We start from the raw sequence: 16,973 nt of genomic DNA on the forward strand, positions 1-16,973 counted from the left end.
AAACGGATTCAGAACAGAGGCCAGGGCACGGCCGGCATGTGCCCGTGCGGCGCCGGGAACCGACCCCGGGCGAGAAGACGATCGCAGCGGGCGGCGAGCGCGTCGACCTCTCGCACGCTGAGCAGCCCGTCGAGCGCTGTGCCGAGTTCGCCGCCGAGACCCTCACGGATCCTTGTGGCGCCTGCCCGCTCGTCGTCGCTGAGTTCGTCGTCGATCCACCCCCACAGCACCGTGCGGAGCTTGTGCTCGACATGGAAGGTGAGGCCGTGATCGACGCCGTACCGGTGGCCGCCCGGCATCGCCAAGACGTGCGCCCCCTTGCGGTCGGCGTTGTTGACCAGCACGTCGAACACGGCCATGCGACGGAGCGCAACAGTGTCTTCGTGGATCAGCGACACCGGCCGGTCTTCCTCGTCGTCACCGTCGAAGACGTGACGCCACCCGTCGCCCGGCACGGCGTCGGTCGGAACGAGGTCGACCGGGTCTTGCTCGGGATCGATGTCTTGCCAGAGCTGCACCATGCCTTCGCCGAGCGGGCCCTGGCCTAGCCACGTGTGCGGCACGATGTTCCACCCGAGCGCCTCTGAGACCACGTAGGCCGCGACTTCTCGGTGGGCGAGGTTGCCGTCAGGGAAGTCCCATAGCGGTTTTTCGCCGGCGATGGGCTTGTAGACGACGGCCGTCTCGCCGATGGTGCCGAGGAAGGTGGCGTTCGACGCCGTTCGGATGCGGCCGGCGAGCTCGAGCTCACCGACCGGCGGTTCGACGGCGTTCGTGGTCACAGCAGGTCGTCGAGCGGAGGGCAGGTGTGCCCTTCAGGATCCATCGGGGTCGCGCACAGAGGACAGAGCGGCCGACCGGCACCCACGACCTCGATCGTGCGCTTGGCGAATGCCCGCGCAGTGCCCACGGGGATCTTGACCCGAAGCACCTCGCTCGGCGGGGTCGCCTCGCCCAACTCGTCGCTGTCGTCGAAGCCGTCTTCGGAGTCGTCGTAGGGGTACGCCTCGATGACGACCTGGGCGGTCGAGGGATCCCACCCCAACGTGATCGCCCCGATGCGGAATTCGGGTTCGACGGGTTGGTCGAGCGGCTCGTTGTCGACGAGCTCGATCGGCGTCGTGGCGGGGATCGTGATCGGGTTGCCCTCGGCGACCATCAGCTCGTCGAGGATCTCGTCGATCTTCGCCGCGAGAAGCTCGGACTGCTGCTTTTCGAGCGCGACACTGGTGACTCGCGAACCGGCGCGGGCCTGGAGGTAGAACGAACGGGCTCCGGGCTGGCCGATTGTGCCGACCACCAGCCGGTCGGGCCAGTCGAATCCGTGGACGATTGTGGGCATGCTGTCATCCTACGAGCGTCCGCCGACACTGGTTCGCAGTCGGGTTGACGGTCGAGTTTCACGAGCACCTGCAGCGTGATTGGCGGGTGCCCGAGTGGCCCGCCGCGCTGGCCGAACGGCCTGTCTCAGGCGGCCGGGTGCCCCGCGCCGCCTCCGACTGCGGCGTCGGCGTCCGGCTTGGCGACGCGAAGCCAGCTCAGATCGCCAGAGTCGGTGTTCGTCGCCATGACCTCGGGGCGGCTCGACCCGTAGCGGATGATCGAGACCGAGGCCGGGCCCACGCTGATGCGCTGGAACAGATCGAGATGCATGCCGAGGGCATCCGCCAAGATCGACTTGATGATGTCGCCGTGACTCACTGCCGCCCACACCGCCTGCGGCCCGAACTCGGCCTCGAACGCGGCGTCGTGCCGACGGATCGCCGCCACCGATCGCGCCTGCATCACCTGCATCGACTCCCCGCCCGGGAAAACGGCTGCCGACGGCTGCGACTGCACGACCGACCAGAGTTTCTCGCTCGCCAGTTCTTTGAGCGGCCTGCCCTGCCAGTCGCCGTAGTCGCACTCGGTGATCGCTCGGTCGAGCGGCGTCTGTGGGTCGAAACCCTGGGCTCGCTGCGCCTCGACGACGAACTTGGTCGTCTGACGACACCGCTCGAGAGGGCTCGAGACCACGCCGACGAGGGGAACATCGGACAGGCGCTCGGCGGTGCGGAAGGCCTGCTTGCGGCCCACGTCGTCGAGTCTCACGCCGGCGGTGCGCCCGGCGAGGATGCCGCTCGCGTTCGCGGTGGTGCGCCCGTGCCGGACGAGGATCACTGTGGCCATTTGATCGACTCCGGCTTCTGGTCTGCTGGTGCGGAGGGCGTGGGATTCGAACCCACGAGACATCTCTGCCCACTTGTTTTCAAGACAAGCTCCATCGGCCGCTCGGACAGCCCTCCCGGGCGCGACCCTCGAGTCGCGACCATGACGATCTTATCCGACGTGCCCGCCGCTCCCTTCAAGAGGACCAGTGTTCGGCCCAGGAGGAGATCGCAGCAGGTCTGACCTTGCAGGCAGGAAGGCACGGCCGTGACGTTCCTTTTGACAGGAGCACCTCACCGCGGGGCCTTTCGAACGGACCGACTAGCGCAGGGTGGCAAGCGCCGACGCGAGACCGTCGTCGACGTCGCTGCCCGTGCGCTCGGATGCCACGTCGAGCACGTCGTCGGGCGCTTGGCCCATGGCGACGCCGCGACCGGCACGGGAGGCCCAGGTGAGCATATCGATGTCGTTGCGGCCGTCACCGACCGCCATGACGCGCTCGGCCGGGATGTCGAGCCAGGTGCGCACACGCTCGAGCGCGGTCGCCTTGGTGACGCCGAAGGGCGCGATGTCGAGCCAGGCAGTCCACCCGACGTTGTAGCTGACCTTGTGAAGGCCCATGCTCTCGACGATCTCGAGGAACTCGTCGAGGCTGTGAGACGGCGACATCACGACGACGCGGGTTGCCGCTACGCCGCAGAGCTCGGCGAACGTGGCCTCGCGGCTGGTCGGGGTGAGGGCGATCTCGGGGAACGCGCCGAGGTACAGCATGTTGCCGTGGGCGTCTTCGACGGCATAGCCCGCGCCTTCGAGTCGACCGTCGATGGTGGTCAACACCTCGGTCGGGTCGAACTCTTCGACAAAAACGGTCTTGTAACCGTCGGAGGAGGTGTCGTCGCGCCCCAGGGTCATGGCACCGTTCGAGCAGACGACGTAGTCGGAGTCGAAACCGAGACGCTCGATCACGGGCAGGGTCATCGCGACGGAGCGCCCGGTGGCGATCATCACTTCGTGCCCGTCGAGCCGGAGACGCGTGATCTCGTCGGCCACGGCATCGCTGATCTGCCCGCCCTCGGTCATGATCGTGCCGTCGACGTCGAGTGCGACCAGCCAGGCGTCATCACGACGCGGCCGAGGAGCGGGCGAGATGGTGGGCACGGAGAACGAGAGCTGGGGCTCTGACGAATCGCGGCTCACGCGACCGGCTCCAAGACTTCGAGACCGCCCAGGTAAGGCTGCAGCGCTGCCGGCACGACGACAGACCCGTCTTTCTGCTGGTGCGTCTCGAGGATCGCCACCATCCATCGGGTCGTCGCCAGAGTGCCGTTGAGCGTCGACACCGGCGCCGTCTTGCCCGACTCCGTGCGGTAGCGCGTGTCGAGGCGTCGCGCCTGGAACGTCGTGCAGTTCGAAGTCGAGGTGAGCTCGCGGTATGTGCCCTGCGTGGGCACCCACGCCTCGATGTCGAACTTGCGGGCGGCACTCGACCCGAGGTCGCCGGCAGCGACGTCGATCACGCGGTAGCTGAGCTCGCAGGCCTGCAGCATCTGCTCCTGGAACGACACCAAGCGCTCGTGCTCGGCCTCCGCCTGATCGGGGTGGATGTAGCTGAACATCTCGAGCTTGTTGAACTGGTGAACCCGCAGGATCCCGCGGTTGTCTTTGCCGGCAGCACCGGCCTCGCGCCGGTAGCAGGTCGACCACCCGGCGTACCGGATCGGCCCGTTCGAGACGTCGAGGATCTCATCGGCGTGATAACCGGCGAGAGCCACCTCGCTGGTACCCGTCAGGTAGAGGTCGTCGGCGGGCAGGTAGTAGATCTCGTCGGCGTGCGAGCCGAGGAACCCGGTGCCCGCCATGACCTCGGGCCGCACCAGCGTGGGTGTGATGAGGGGGGTGAAGTCTTCGGCGATGGCCTTGTCTAGGGCCATGTGCATGAGGCCGATCTCAAGGCGGGCGCCCACGCCGCGCAGGAAGTAGAAGCGCGAGCCCGACACCTTGGTGCCGCGCTTGATGTCGATCGCGCCGAGCTTCTCACCGAGGTCGGCGTGGTCGAGCGGCTCGAAGTCGAAGGTCTTCGGCTCGCCGTGAGTGCGGAGCGTGACGAAGTTCTCTTCGCCCCCGGCAGGAACACCCTCGATGATCGGATTGGCGACCCCGCGCATCGCGACGTCGAACGCCTCGTCGGCCGCGGTCGAGGCCGCCTGGGCCTCCTTGACGCGCGCAGCCAACTTCTGCGCTTCGGCGACGAGCTCTTTCTTCTCCTCCTTGGGTGCCTTCGCGACCGTCTTGCCGAAAGCGTTCTGCTCGGCGCGGAGGTCTTCGAAGACTGCAATCGCGGCCCGACGCGCGACATCGGCGGCGAGCGCGACGTCGACGGCCTCGGTGGAGTCGCCGCGGGCGAGCTGGCTCTGCTTGATGCGGTCGGGGGCGTCGCGGAGGAGCTGGGGATCGATCACCCAGTCAGTCTAAGGAGTCCTCGCCCGGCGTCGAGGCGGAGATGATCGACCTGTGGATAAGTCGTGGTCGTGGCCGCTGTTAACACCCCCGCCACACGACGGAGGCGCCGGTCTAATACGGTTGTGCCATGAGCCACCCATCCCCCGCCACCGCCGAAAGGGATGACGAGATGCACCCGGCCTCGCCCCGACCGGTCGCCGCAGTCGTGTACAACCCCATCAAGGTGTCGCTCGCCGACATCAAGAAGTCGGTGCGCCGTCACCAGCAGAAAGCCGGCTGGGGCGAAACCCTCTATTACGAGACCTCGATCGACGACCCGGGCGGCGGCATCACGCGCCAGGCGGTGGAGGCCGGCGCCGACATGGTGATAGCGGCTGGCGGAGACGGCACGGTGCGCTGTGTCGCCGAGGCGCTCCGCGGATCCTCGACGGCTTTGGGGTTGCTCCCCTCGGGCACCGGCAACCTGCTGGCGCGCAATCTCAAGCTCAGCCTCGACCACCTCGACAACGCGATCTCGACTGCGTTCAACGGCGTCGAACGCCAGATCGACCTCGGGGTCGTCGACATCGAGAATCCGGATGGCACGCGCGACCGCTCGTGCTTCGTCGTGATGGCCGGGCTCGGGCTCGACGCGCAGATGCTGGCGAACACGAACGACAAGCTCAAGGCGCGCGTCGGCTGGCTGGCCTACGTCGACGCCATCGCGAAGAGCCTCCGCGACAACAACTCCATCTCGATCCGCTACGACCTCGACGGACTCGGCCGGAAGACGATGAAGACCCACACGATCATCATCGGCAACTGCGGGCTGCTGCCCGGCAACCTGATGCTGCTTCCCGACGCGGCCGTGGACGACGGCGTGTTCGACATCGTCGCGCTTCGCCCCGAGCGCAAGATCGACTGGGTCGGCATCTGGCTCAAAATCGTGTGGGAGAACGGGATTCTGCGGCGCTCTCGAGCGGGTCGTCAGATCATGCGGCTCGCGCCCGACCTCAAGACGGTCCGCTATATGAAGGGCTCCGAGATCGTCGTGCGACTTGACTCCCCGCAGGATTTCGAGCTCGACGGCGACTCCCACGGCATGGCGGTGGCGATCCGCGCGTGGATCGACCCGCTGGCGCTGCGGGTGCGCGTCCCGGCGTAGGGCTGCTCGGCGCGGAGCTGCGGCATGATCCGACGCGGATCGGCCGAAGCGACCTGGCGCGCCGGGTCAGTACGGCCGAATCGCGTCGCTTCGCTTCGCCTCGCCGAATGCGGCGACTAGAGCTGCTCCGGCTCCCCCGCCACGAGACCCCGCAGCCAGTCGCGCGCCTCGACGAACGCCTGGTTGTCGTACCGCGGCGTGACCGTCACCTCACGTCGATCGGCCCGCGGATACGAGCCGAGGAAGATCACGTTCGGGCTGAACCGCTTGAGCCCGAGCAGCGCGTCGGCGACCCGCTCGTCGAGGATGTGCCCGTCGAGGTCGATCACGAATCGGTAGCGGCCGAGGGCGTCTCCGATGGGGCGCGACTCGAGCAGACTCATGTTGATGCCGCGCGTCGCGAACTGCTCCAGCATGTCGAGCAGACCTCCGGCTCGGTCGTCGGGGAGCTCCGCGATGATCGACGTCTTATCGGAGCCGGTGGCCGGCGGCACAGCCGACACGCGCCCCACGAGCACGAAGCGGGTGACGGCATTCGGGTTGTCGCCGATCCCGTCGGCGAGCACCTCGAGCGGGTAGTGCTCGATGATTCCGGGTGGGGCGATGGCCGCGTCGGCCAGGCCGCCGACGACTTCGCCGGCGCCGACCGGTGGCAGCAGGGCGGCGGCGGCCGCGACGTTCGAGGTGGCCGGCAGGTGACCGTGGTCGGGCAGCGCCTTCTCGAGCCACAGCCGGGTCTGCGCGTAGGCGACCGGATGCGCGTTGACGACCTTGACGTCGTCCAGCCTCGTGCCGGGTCGGGCCACGAGCACGAAGTCGACTTTGACCAGATACTCCCCGACGATCCGCAGGCCCGGAACGTTGGCCAGGGCATCCTGCGTCGCGCTGACCCCTCCGTCGATCGAATTCTCGATCGCGATCATGGCGGCCACACTGCGACCGGCGACGACGTCGGCCAGAGCCTCGCCCACGTTGTTGACGCTCCGCCAGCTCTTGCCCCGAGCCTCCGGAACCTGCTTCAGCGCCGCCTCCGTGAAGGTGCCGGCCGGGCCCAGGTAGCTGTAGGTCTCGAGCGGGTCGGGGGCGTGGTCGATCGCTGACATGGCTCAGAGCCTAGGGCAGGGCGACGAGCCCACGGATCCTTGTCTCCCCAGCAAAGACAGACACGAGGATCCGCCGCCCCACCTGTGGACAACCACGACACACGTCTGCCGTCAGTGCCACTATTGCTCACATGACCGATCGCGCCGGCACCTACGCCACCCCCGAAGACCTCATCAACCCCGAGGCCGTCTCGGCTGCCTATTACGAGCTGATCCCCGACGTGTCCGACCCCTCGCAGAAGGTCGTGTTCGGCACGTCCGGTCACCGCGGCTCGTCGCTCGACGCCGCCTTCAACGAGGCTCACATCGCCGCCATCACGCAGGCGATCGTCGAGTACCGCACGGCGCAGGGCATCACCGGGCCGCTGTTCATCGGCCGCGACACGCACGCGCTCTCGGGCCCTGCCGAGCGCACAGCCCTCGAGGTGCTCGCCGGCAACGGGGTCACCGTGCTCGCCGACGCCGAGGGCGGCTATGTGCCGACGCCGGTCATCAGCCACGCGATCCTCGTCTACAACAACGACCCCGAGCACACCGATCAGGCCGACGGCATCGTCGTCACGCCGAGCCACAACCCGCCTCGCGACGGTGGCTTCAAGTACAACCCGCCGCACGGCGGCCCGGCCGACAGCGACGCGACGTCGTGGATCGCGAACCGTGCCAACGAGATCATCGCCGGCGGCAACGTCGAGGTGAAGAAGAGCATGGTGAGCCCCGGGCGCCACGACTTCCTGCGCGGGTACGTGATCGACCTCGCCAACGTGATCGACTTCGAGGCGATCAAGAAGGCCGGCATCCGCATCGGCGCCGACCCGCTCGGTGGCGCGAGCGTCGAATACTGGGCCGCCATCCGCGACGCGTACGACCTCGACCTCACCGTGATGAACCCCGGAGTCGACCCGACCTGGCGCTTCATGACCCTCGACTGGGACGAGAAGATCCGGATGGATCCGTCGAGCGCTTCCGTCATGGCGAGCGTCGTCGAGCGCAAGGACGAGTTCGACATCGTCACCGGAAACGACGCCGATGCCGATCGCCACGGCATCGTGACGCCCGACGAGGGGCTGATGAACCCCAACCACTACCTGGCCGTCGCCATCGACTACCTGTACAGCCACCGTCCCGACTGGCGCGCCGACGCCGCAATCGGCAAGACGCTTGTCTCGTCGTCGATCATCGACAAGGTCGCCGACTCCCTCGGTCGACGCCTCTGGGAGGTGCCGGTCGGCTTCAAATGGTTCGTGCCCGGTCTCGTCGACGGCAGCGTCGCGTTCGGCGGCGAGGAGAGCGCCGGGGCGTCGTTCTTGCGCCGCGACGGCTCGGTCTGGACCACCGACAAAGACGGCATCATCCTCGCCCTGCTCGCCAGCGAGATCCTCGCGGTGACCGGCAAGACACCGTCGGTGCTCTACAAAGAGCTCACCGGGAAGTATGGAGACCCGGTCTACCAGCGCATCGACGCGGCCGCCTCGAAAGAGCAGAAGGCCCGACTCGGCAAGCTGAGCGGCGACGACATCACGGCGACCGAGCTCGCGGGCGACCCCATCATCGCGAAGCTCAGCGAGGCTCCCGGCAACGGTGCCGCGGTCGGCGGCCTCAAGGTCGTGACCGAGAAGGCGTGGTTCGCGGCGCGACCGTCGGGCACCGAAGATGTCTACAAGATTTACGCCGAGTCGTTCGAGGGGCCGGAGCACCTGAAGCGCGTGCAGGCCGAGGCGAAAGAGATCGTCGACGCGGCGCTCGGCGCCTAGTTCGGGGTCGGCTCGTCGGGCGGGTGCGCCGCTCTGGCGGTGCTCCGCTCTGCCGTTCTGGCGGTGCGCCGAGTGCCGCCAAATGCGCGCGTGGCGGTCAGCAGCGCTGCATTCGGCGGCACTCGGCGGGGTCACCTTCGGTACGCCGGGCGGGCTGACGCTGAGTGGCGCCAAAGCGGGCGTGGCGGTCAGCCGAGCTGCAATTGGCGGCACTCGGCGGGGGCGGAGGAGGCGCGCGAAATGGCCTGTATGCCGGGAATCTGCAGGCGGGAGCGGAGATCAGGCCATCTCGCGCGGCTGACGCCGGGAGTCAGCGGGGGCGGGCCGGATCCTGCGGTCCTTGAACGAAAGGAGCACCCGGCCCGGATGACGGACCCCGGGAACCTCAGCTCAGAGAGCGTTCGGCTGCTGCGCCCACCAGGCGGTGATGTCTGCGGCGACCCCGCGGGCCTGCTGCTCGCGCATCGCCAGGCCGTAGTCGCTGTCGATCGCTCCTGCGATCTTGACCGCCAGCGCCCGATCGCGCACGCCATGGCCGAGCTCGATCAGGATCGGCCGCACCAGATCGTCGTATTCGCCGTCGGCGACGCGCGCCGGGCCGACGCCGATCGGATCCCACTGCCCGACGATCTCGGCCAACTCGAGTTCGAGCGCGGTGAATCGGCTCCGGTCGGCGTTCGATCCACTGGCGGTGCGCATCCCGACAGTCTGCCTCATGCCAGACGGTGCGCCGCGACGGAACTCGTCGCTTCCAAACGCGAAACGGACTACCCGACCTGCCGCGGCAGGAGGGGTAGTCCGTCAGACGTGGTGCGGCGCAAAGGCGCCGAGCCGTAGCGGCGTAGCGACCCAGAGGCGCAACCCCGAACTACTTGCCCGTCACCTTGCCCGGGTTGAAGTTGCGCTTCGGGTCGGCCGAGTCGAGCAGTCCCTGCATCAGCGCGAGGCCGGGCTGCGAGACGTCCTGGCCGAGCCAGGGGGCGTGCTCGAGACCGACACCGTGGTGGTGCGACACCGTGCCACCCTCGGTGATGAAGGCGTCTTGGATCGCCTTCTTGACGATGTCGTACTGCTCGAGCGGCTGGTCGCCGTGTTCGAACGCGAACGTGAAGTAGAGGCACGCTCCCGAGTGATACGAGTGCGACAGGTGCGCCATGATCAGGCCCTGCGCGCCGATCTTCTCGAACGCGCGGTTCGCCGCGGCGTAGACGCCGTTGTACAGCGGGAGCAGCTTCGACCAGGGTGCAGCGGTCTCGGACACGTCGGCTGCGCCGCCGTGGTCGAGGAAGAAGTCGCGGAGGTACGGGGTGTCGAACTTCTTCTGGTCGTAGAGCACGCCGGGGCCCTTGCCGACGCCGAAGCCGCCGTGCTTCTTGACGATCTTGGCGACCAGCTTCTCGTTGCGGTCGACGTGCTCGTCGGAGCCCTCGTAGCCGATGAACGACAGGCAGATCTTCGAGAGATCCCAGCCCTTCAGCTTCATGAACTTCTGCACGCCCTGGTTGAGGAGAGAAGAGATGCCCTTGCTGGCCTTCGACGTCGCGAGCGACATCTCGGTCTCGAACTCGTTCGACACACGTGTGATCGAGGGGTTCGCGTCGCTCTCGGCGATCGCCTGCATGGCCTGGAGGCCGGCCTCCCAGGTGGGGAAAAAGTAGGCGAGGATCTCACGCTTCTCGGGGATGCGGTGCACTTGGACGGTGACCTCGGTGATGATGCCGAGGCGTCCTTCGGATCCGATGATCATCTCGCGAAGCGACGGGCCCGTCGATGCCGACGGGACGGCGCGGATCACGACGACGCCGTCGGGCCGCACCATGCGCAGGCCCTTGGTGATGTCGGCGATGTCGCCGAACTTGTCGGACTGCATGCCCGAGGAGCGGGTCGCGACCCAGCCGCCGAGGGTCGAGTGGGTGAAGCTGTCAGGGAAGTGGCCGAGGGTCCAGCCCTTGGCGTTCAGCTGCTCTTCGATGGCCGGGCCCTGCGCTCCGGCCTGGATGCGCGCGATGCGTCCGTCGTCGTCGATGTCGAGCACGCGGTCGAGGCGCCCCATGTCGAGCGAGATGACGATGCGCTCTTCGATGGGCATGGGCTCGAGCGAACCGACGATGTTGCTGCCGCCGCCGAAGGGGATGAGCACCAGGTCGTGCTCGACGGCCGCGGTCACGATCTTGGCGATCTCCGACTCGGTGGCCGGATAGACGACGGCGTCGGGGGTGCGCGGGAAGACGCCGTTGCGGATCCGGATCAGGTCGCGAATGCTCTTGCCGTAGGTGTGGACGACGCGCTCCATGTCGCCGAGCACGACGTGGCCTTCGCCGACGATCAGCGAGAGGGCGCTCGAGACGTCGGCGGTGATGCGCGAGGCGGGGATCTCGAGATCGTCGAAGGCCGGAACGGCGGTGATCTCATCGGAGTGCAGGTCGACGCCGACCATCTTCTTCACGAACGGAGCGAACGCGGGCTTGTCTTCGTGGTGGAAGGCGACCCCCTCGACACCCCAGCCCCACCACTTCATGTGCTTGACGTCGGGCCCCTCGTCGGGGGCGGACGTCTGGCGGGGTTTCAGGTCGGTCACGGGCGGACTCCTTTGGACGGATCGGACTGACCGAGGATATCGGCCGAGTACTGGTTTCGAATGCGAAGAATCTCGTCGCGGAGACGTGTCGAGAAAGCGATAGCGGTCTCGTCGGGCTCAGGGCGCATCGGATCTCCGAATGCGACGCCGACGGGGAGGCGGCCGGGGCGCGGCCAGTGCGCTCCGCGAGGGTGAGCGATATTGGCCCCGATCAGGGCGAGAGGCACGATGGGAACGTCACAGGCTGCCGCGAGACGAGCGGCGCCCGGCTTGAACGATCCCATCTCGCCGTCTTTGGAGCGCGTGCCCTCGGGGAACACCAGCACCGGAAAGCCCCGCTGGAGCAACGAGACCGCACTCACGGAGGGGTTCTCTCGGGCGGGCTTGGCGCGCTTCTTCGAATCGCGACGGCCACCCCGCTGAATCGGGAACGCGTTGAAGAAGAGGGAGGTCAGGCCGCGACGCCACCAGACGTCGAAGAAGTAGTCGGCGGCCGCTCCGGTCGCGAGGTAGCGCGAGAGCTTGCGCGGCAGGGCACTCACGATGAGCGGCGCGTCGAGGTGGCTGGAGTGGTTCGCGATGAGCACGAAGCCGCCCTCGAGACCGATCAGCCGCTCCCGTCCGATGACCGTCACGTCGGTGATCGACCAGATCGTCGGCTTCATCACCCAGCGCTGGGCCACGAAGCGCACCGAGGCGTGCATACGCGAATTGAACCGGTCGCGGACGTCTTCCGCCGCTTCGCCGAGACGACCCCGCACGTCGGCCGCGGTGTCGTTGACCCGGCCGGCCACCGCCCCGATCACCGAGGCCGCGGTCGGCTCCGACCCATCGGCGGCCTTCTCCTCGGGCAGGGCCTCAGGATCCGGGCGTTCGCCCTTCGACTCCTCCACGCTCATGCCTCCACCGGTTTCTTGCGGCCCGACGAGATCGCCGCCGAGACGCCTCGCACGGCGCTCTTCGGTGCGTGACGGAGCAACCCGACGAGCACTTTGTACCGAATGGTGGGTATGGAGATCACTTTGCCCCTGTCGACGTCGCGCAGACACGCGGTGACCAGTTGTTCGGCGTCGAGCCAGAGGGAGTTTGGGATGCTCGACGTGCGAATGGCGGCGCGCTGATGGAATTCCGTCCGCACCCAGCCCGGCAGGACGGCGGTGACAGTGACGCCCGTCCCCTTCAGTTCGACGGCCAGCCCCTCCGAGAACGACGTGACCCACGCCTTGATCGCCGAGTAGGCCCCCATCGCGAGCAGGCCCGCCGTCGAGGAGACGTTGACGATGCGGCCCTCTCCGCGATCACGCATCGAGCGTGCCGCCGCGGCCGAAAGCACGAGCACTGCTCGGCACATGACCTCGAAACCGAGATCGAGACCCTCGACGTCGTGCGAGGTCAAGGGGATGTGCATGCCGAAACCGGCATTGTTCACCAGGAAATCGATCGGCCGGGCTGGATCCTCGAGCCGTGCCGCCACGCGGTCGACGTCTGCGCGCTGCGAGAGGTCGGCCGGAAAGAGCTCGACGCCCACGCCGAGACCGCGGAGGTCGTCAGCGGTCGACGCAAGCCTCGCCTCGTCTCGAGCGACGAGAACGAGGTCGTATCCCCTGTGTGCGAGCTGGCGGGCAAATTCGGCTCCGATGCCGGACGTGCCCCCGGTCACGAGCGCTACAACCATGCCGCTTACGATACGGTGCCTACGGGGAGATTCGCGCATCGATCCCGGCTCAGACCCCCTCCGGAGGCACACGTTTCATGACCGACAGCCCGAATTCCGAGGCGGCAGGCCCCTTCGACATCCGTGAGTTCACACGGACGGCGCAGGGCAACTTCCGTGCCGACCTCGACCTCACCTCGTACGAGGCGCATCCCCTCGACGCCGAGACCCTCGAGCTGGTCCGCTATCTGTCGAGGCTCGAGGCAGCGACCATGGAGCACCTGCGCAACCTGCTCGTCACGGCGACCCATAAAGACGCCCGCGTCACCGCGTTCCTCGTCACCTGGGCATTCGAGAAGTTCTGGATGGCCGACGCCCTCGACGCCGTTCTCGGCGCGCACGGTCTCGATCGCACCCGCAACGTCGACGAGGGGCCTCCCCGCACGGGTGCCGACGAGGCGATCCAGCGCTCCGGTCCGATCCGACGCGCCATCGCCGCCGTCGGTCTCGGCGCCCCCATCGTGGCCACCCACATGACCCTCGGACTGGTCGACGAGTGGATTCTCCGCGCGGCATATGATCATCTCCGCGCGACGACCGACTCGCCCGCGCTCCGCGACACGATCGGCAGGATCCAGATCATCAAGCAACGACACGAGGCCTTCTTCGCAGACGAGACCGAGTGGCGCCTGAGCGACTCCAAGCGCGCCGCCCGTCAGACGCGCGCGGCTCTCGCAACGGCGGCCTGGCCCATCGGCGGGGTCGAGCGCGCCGCCGCCGACCGCGACCGGTTCGAGGCATTCGTCTTCTCAGGATCCGACGGCTCGGCTCGTGCGGACGACATCGGGCGCCGCGTCGCCTCTCTCCCCGGCATGGATGCGCGCATCGGCCAGACGACCGCAAAGAAGCTGACCCCGTGAGCGCACTCGACTTTCCCGATTTCTCGACCGACCTCGGATCCTCGCATGTGTTCCTCACCGGCGGCACCGGCTTCGTCGGTCAGGCGATCCTCGAACGGCTCCTCGCGAGCCACCCGGGCACCAGGATCACCCTGCTCATCCGCACCAAGGGGAGCACCTCGGGCGTCGACCGTCTTCGTCATGTACTGCGCAAGCCCGTCTTCGCCTCCTGGCGCGAGAGTGTCGGCCCCGACGGAGTCGAAGACGCGATCCTGAACCGGCTGAACGTGCTCGAAGGCGGTCTCGACGCGGTACCCGAGCTGCCGGGCGACCTCGACGTCGTGATCCACTCCGCGTCGAGCGTCTCGTTCGACCCGCCCATCGACCAGGCCTTCGAGACGAACGTCGGCGGTGCCGTCGGCCTGTACGAGGCGCTGATCGCCTCGGGCACCGACCCGCATGTCGTCCACGTCTCGACCGCCTACGTCGGCGGCCTCCGCAAGGGCATCTTCCCCGAGGCATCTCTCACCCACGAGGTCGACTGGCGCACCGAGTTCGAGGCCGCCCGTGCCGCCCGCTCCCGCGTCGAGCTGTCGTCGCGCCAGCCGGAGGTGCTGCGCCGCTTCATCGCCGAAGCCCGAGCCAAGCACGGCAAAGAAGGCCCCCTCGCGGTGTCGCGCGAGGCCGAGGAGCGCCGCGTGGCCTGGGTCAAGGCGAAACTCGTCGACCACGGTCGCGCCCGCGCCGAGAGCCTCGGCTGGACCGACGTCTATACGCTCACGAAGGCCTTCGCCGAGCGCGCGGCCGAGCAGATGTGGGCCGCTCGCGGTCACCGCCTGTCGTTCGTGCGCCCGGCGATCGTCGAGAGCGCGCTCCGCCACCCGTACCCGGGCTGGATCGACGGCTTCAAGGTCGCCGACCCGCTGATCATGGCCTACGGCCGTGGCATGCTCCCCGAGTTCCCGGGCGTGCCCGACAGCGTCCTCGACGTGGTGCCGGTCGACTTCGTCGTCAACGTGATCGTCTTGGTCGCGTCCAACCCCGCGGCCGCTGGCGAGCCGCAGTTCTTCCACGTGTCGTCGGGCGCCAGCAATCCGCTGCCGATCCACCGGATGTTCACGAACCTCAGCATGTTCTTCACGGCCAACCCGCTGCCGACCGCCGACAGCGGCTCCATTGCCGCCGCGACCTGGCGCTTTCCGGGCGGGCGCAAGGTCGAGCGGGCGGTCCGACTCCAGGCACGTCTCAATGATGCGCGCGAATCGGTCTTTCTGCGGCTGCCGTCCACCGACCGGACGCGCGAGGCCCTCGCCGGGGTCGATCGTCGCCGCGCCGACCTCGAATCACTGCAGAGTCTGACCGATCTCTATCGCCACTACATCCAGTCGGAGATCATCTTCGACGATCGCCGCACGAAGGCGCTTCAGGCCGCTCTCGTCGCCACCCAGCCGGCCGAGGTGTCGGGTGACATCGGCTTCGACATGGCCGACATCCAGTGGGAGGACTACTTCCAGACCGTGCACTTCCCCGCGGTCACGACGATGACCCGGGCGTTCAGCGTTCGGCCCGCCTCGTCCGGCCCTGCGCTCGACCGCGAGCTGCCCCGACGCAAAGACGTCGTGGCGATCTTCGATCTCGAGGGCACCGTCGTCGACTCGAACATCGTCGAGCAGTACCTCTGGGTGCGCGGCTCCGGCTTCGGCAAGGCGGCCTGGCCCGCCGAGGTGGCGAGTCTCCTCGCGTCGCTTCCGGGCTACCTTCGCGCCGAACAGCGCGATCGAGGCGAGTTCATTCGCGCGTTCCTCCGTCGATACGAGGGCATGCCCGTGACCCGCCTCGAAGAGGTCGTGGCTCGCGGATACGCCCAGACGCTTCTCAAGCACACGATGCCTGAAGCACTCGAGCGCATCGCCGCCCACCGCGCCGCCGGGCACCGCACCGTGCTCGTCACGGGCTCCATCGGAACGCTCGTCTCGCCTCTCGCTCACCTCTTCGACGAGGTGGTCGCCGGGACGATGCATGCCCGTGACGGCATCTACACCGGATACCTCGCTCAGCCCCCGGTGGTCGACGAGGCGCGAGCAGCCTGGCTGCGCCAATACGCCGAGCGGAACAGTGTCGATCTTTCAGCTTCGTACGGTTACGGTGATAGTCACGCCGACCTCGTCTGGCTCGAAATGCTCGGAAATCCAAGCGCCGTCAACCCGGATTCCAATCTTTCTCGTGAAGCCCTCCGAAGAAAGTGGAGAATCCGCGATTGGAAGCGCGGGCCGATCCAGCTAACCTCGAGTCACCTGAGGTCAGCGGGAGAGACCCCCGCAGGCGGCACCGACTAGGCACACCCGAGAGGAGTGGAAGAGGGATATGCCTCTTCCGACATACGATGGCATTCGATATCGACAAGTACGCTGCAGGCTCTGAGCGCCTGGGCTGGGACGACCTCGATCTCGAGCACTTCCGCGAAAACCCCCTCTCGCCCGAGACGCTCCGCACCCTCCGCTACATGGCCGACGTCGAGTACCACACGGTCTGCTACACCCGCGATCTGCTCACGACCCCGTCGCACAAAGACGGCGAGATCTCGACGTTCATGACGATGTGGAACCGCGAGGAGTTCTGGCATGGCGAGGCCCTGGGCGCCGTCCTGGCCGTCCACGGAATCACCGTCGACTACGACGCCCTCCGCGCCTCCCGCCTCAAGCTCGGCTGGCGCGACCGCCTCGACCCCATCAAGCAGTCCATGCTCGGCAAGATCGTCGGCAGCGACTTCGTCGCCGTCCACATGTCGTGGGGTGCCGCAAATGAGTGGTCTGCCGTGAGCGCCTACAAGCGCATGGCCGACCTCGAGACCGACCCCGTGCTGGGCGAGCTGCTGCGGCGCATCGCCAAGCAAGAGACACGGCACGTCGCCTTCTACGTCTCGCAGGCTCGCGAGCGCCTCCTCAAGAGCAAGCGTGCTCAGAAGCTCACCCGCCTCCTCCTCTCGAAATTCTGGGCCCCGGTGGGCTCGAGCATCATGGAGCGCGACGATGTCCAGTTCGTCTTCGGCCAGATCATGGGCGGCGTCGAGGGGCGCAAAGAGATGAAGAAGCTCGACAACAACATCGCGAGCCTTCCCGGCATGCAGGGCCTGACCATCTTCGAGAAGGCCCTCGACGGCCTCGGCGTGGCGGCGTAGCGCCTTCCTCCACGCAGGCGGTCTTTCCAGCGCGGACGAGTTGTCCACAGGGCTGACC

The 16,973-nt window shown here is 67.7% G+C and carries 15 protein-coding genes and 1 tRNA gene; 5 read left to right on the forward strand and 11 right to left on the reverse strand.

Annotated elements, in window-relative coordinates; genetic code table 11:
• Positions 1–8: 8 nt before the first annotated feature.
• The 6 genes from ASF54_RS08470 to serS all read right to left on the reverse strand — a co-directional run bounded on the left by ASF54_RS08470 (position 9) and on the right by serS (position 4,607).
• Positions 9–782 carry an SCO1664 family protein gene (locus ASF54_RS08470; RefSeq protein WP_055960864.1) on the reverse strand — a complete coding sequence of 258 codons (774 nt, stop codon included), beginning with the start codon at positions 780–782 and terminating at the stop codon, positions 9–11.
• Positions 779–1,342, reverse strand: coding sequence for a DUF3090 domain-containing protein (locus ASF54_RS08475; RefSeq protein ID WP_055960867.1), 564 nt, complete (start codon positions 1,340–1,342; stop codon positions 779–781). Before ASF54_RS08475 ends, ASF54_RS08470 begins: the two co-directional genes overlap by 4 nt.
• A gap of 125 nt (positions 1,343–1,467) precedes the next feature.
• Positions 1,468–2,169 carry a histidine phosphatase family protein gene (locus tag ASF54_RS08480; protein WP_055960871.1) on the reverse strand — a complete coding sequence of 234 codons (702 nt, stop codon included), beginning with the start codon at positions 2,167–2,169 and terminating at the stop codon, positions 1,468–1,470.
• Between the two features lie 31 nt (positions 2,170–2,200).
• Positions 2,201–2,285, reverse strand: a tRNA-Ser gene (locus tag ASF54_RS08485).
• Positions 2,286–2,469: 184 nt separating this feature from the next.
• Positions 2,470–3,345 (reverse strand): HAD family hydrolase, encoded by an 876-nt coding sequence (locus tag ASF54_RS08490; RefSeq protein ID WP_235480977.1) that lies wholly within the window; start codon positions 3,343–3,345, stop codon positions 2,470–2,472.
• Entirely contained in the window at positions 3,342–4,607 is a 1,266-nt protein-coding gene (gene serS, locus ASF54_RS08495) for a serine--tRNA ligase (protein ID WP_055960873.1), read from the reverse strand. The genes ASF54_RS08490 and serS overlap by 4 nt, the downstream gene beginning before the upstream one ends.
• 128 nt (positions 4,608–4,735) lie before the next feature.
• Between serS and ASF54_RS08500 the strand changes: the two genes are divergently transcribed.
• Positions 4,736–5,752 carry a diacylglycerol/lipid kinase family protein gene (locus ASF54_RS08500; RefSeq protein ID WP_084816050.1) on the forward strand — a complete coding sequence of 339 codons (1,017 nt, stop codon included), beginning with the start codon at positions 4,736–4,738 and terminating at the stop codon, positions 5,750–5,752.
• Positions 5,753–5,868: 116 nt separating this feature from the next.
• Here the strand turns inward: ASF54_RS08500 and pheA are convergent, their stop codons facing one another.
• Positions 5,869–6,855, reverse strand: a complete 987-nt coding sequence (gene pheA / locus ASF54_RS08505; protein ID WP_055960876.1) for a prephenate dehydratase — start codon at positions 6,853–6,855, stop codon at positions 5,869–5,871.
• Between the two features lie 131 nt (positions 6,856–6,986).
• Here pheA and pgm point away from each other — a divergent pair, with 131 nt between their 5' ends.
• Complete coding sequence (pgm, locus tag ASF54_RS08510; RefSeq protein ID WP_055960878.1) at positions 6,987–8,606, forward strand: phosphoglucomutase (alpha-D-glucose-1,6-bisphosphate-dependent); 1,620 nt, start codon at positions 6,987–6,989, stop codon at positions 8,604–8,606.
• Positions 8,607–8,996: 390 nt separating this feature from the next.
• On the opposite strand, the gene ASF54_RS08515 is transcribed toward pgm, so the two are convergent.
• The 4 genes from ASF54_RS08515 to ASF54_RS08530 all read right to left on the reverse strand — a co-directional run bounded on the left by ASF54_RS08515 (position 8,997) and on the right by ASF54_RS08530 (position 12,859).
• Positions 8,997–9,305, reverse strand: coding sequence for a hypothetical protein (locus ASF54_RS08515; protein WP_157510087.1), 309 nt, complete (start codon positions 9,303–9,305; stop codon positions 8,997–8,999).
• Between the two features lie 169 nt (positions 9,306–9,474).
• Positions 9,475–11,184, reverse strand: a complete 1,710-nt coding sequence (locus tag ASF54_RS08520; protein ID WP_326934332.1) for an FAD-binding oxidoreductase — start codon at positions 11,182–11,184, stop codon at positions 9,475–9,477.
• Positions 11,181–12,083 (reverse strand): lysophospholipid acyltransferase family protein, encoded by a 903-nt coding sequence (locus ASF54_RS08525; protein WP_235480979.1) that lies wholly within the window; start codon positions 12,081–12,083, stop codon positions 11,181–11,183. Before ASF54_RS08525 ends, ASF54_RS08520 begins: the two co-directional genes overlap by 4 nt.
• Positions 12,080–12,859, reverse strand: a complete 780-nt coding sequence (locus ASF54_RS08530) for an SDR family NAD(P)-dependent oxidoreductase (protein ID WP_055960882.1) — start codon at positions 12,857–12,859, stop codon at positions 12,080–12,082. The genes ASF54_RS08525 and ASF54_RS08530 overlap by 4 nt, the downstream gene beginning before the upstream one ends.
• 77 nt (positions 12,860–12,936) lie before the next feature.
• On the opposite strand from ASF54_RS08530, the gene ASF54_RS08535 reads away from it, so the two are divergent.
• From ASF54_RS08535 to ASF54_RS08545, 3 genes are read left to right on the forward strand one after another with little or no spacing between them, the layout of a single operon-like run.
• Positions 12,937–13,758 (forward strand): hypothetical protein, encoded by an 822-nt coding sequence (locus ASF54_RS08535; protein ID WP_055960884.1) that lies wholly within the window; start codon positions 12,937–12,939, stop codon positions 13,756–13,758.
• The gene (locus tag ASF54_RS08540; protein WP_055960885.1) at positions 13,755–16,073 is read left to right on the forward strand and encodes an HAD-IB family hydrolase; all 2,319 of its coding nucleotides are present in this window, start codon (positions 13,755–13,757) and stop codon (positions 16,071–16,073) included. The genes ASF54_RS08535 and ASF54_RS08540 overlap by 4 nt, the downstream gene beginning before the upstream one ends.
• Before the next feature lie 47 nt (positions 16,074–16,120).
• Positions 16,121–16,915, forward strand: a complete 795-nt coding sequence (locus ASF54_RS08545; protein WP_055960887.1) for a hypothetical protein — start codon at positions 16,121–16,123, stop codon at positions 16,913–16,915.
• Positions 16,916–16,973 lie beyond the last annotated feature (58 nt).

Origin of the sequence: Frondihabitans sp. Leaf304, assembly GCF_001423105.1 — a bacterium.
Lineage (GTDB): Bacteria > Actinomycetota > Actinomycetes > Actinomycetales > Microbacteriaceae > Frondihabitans.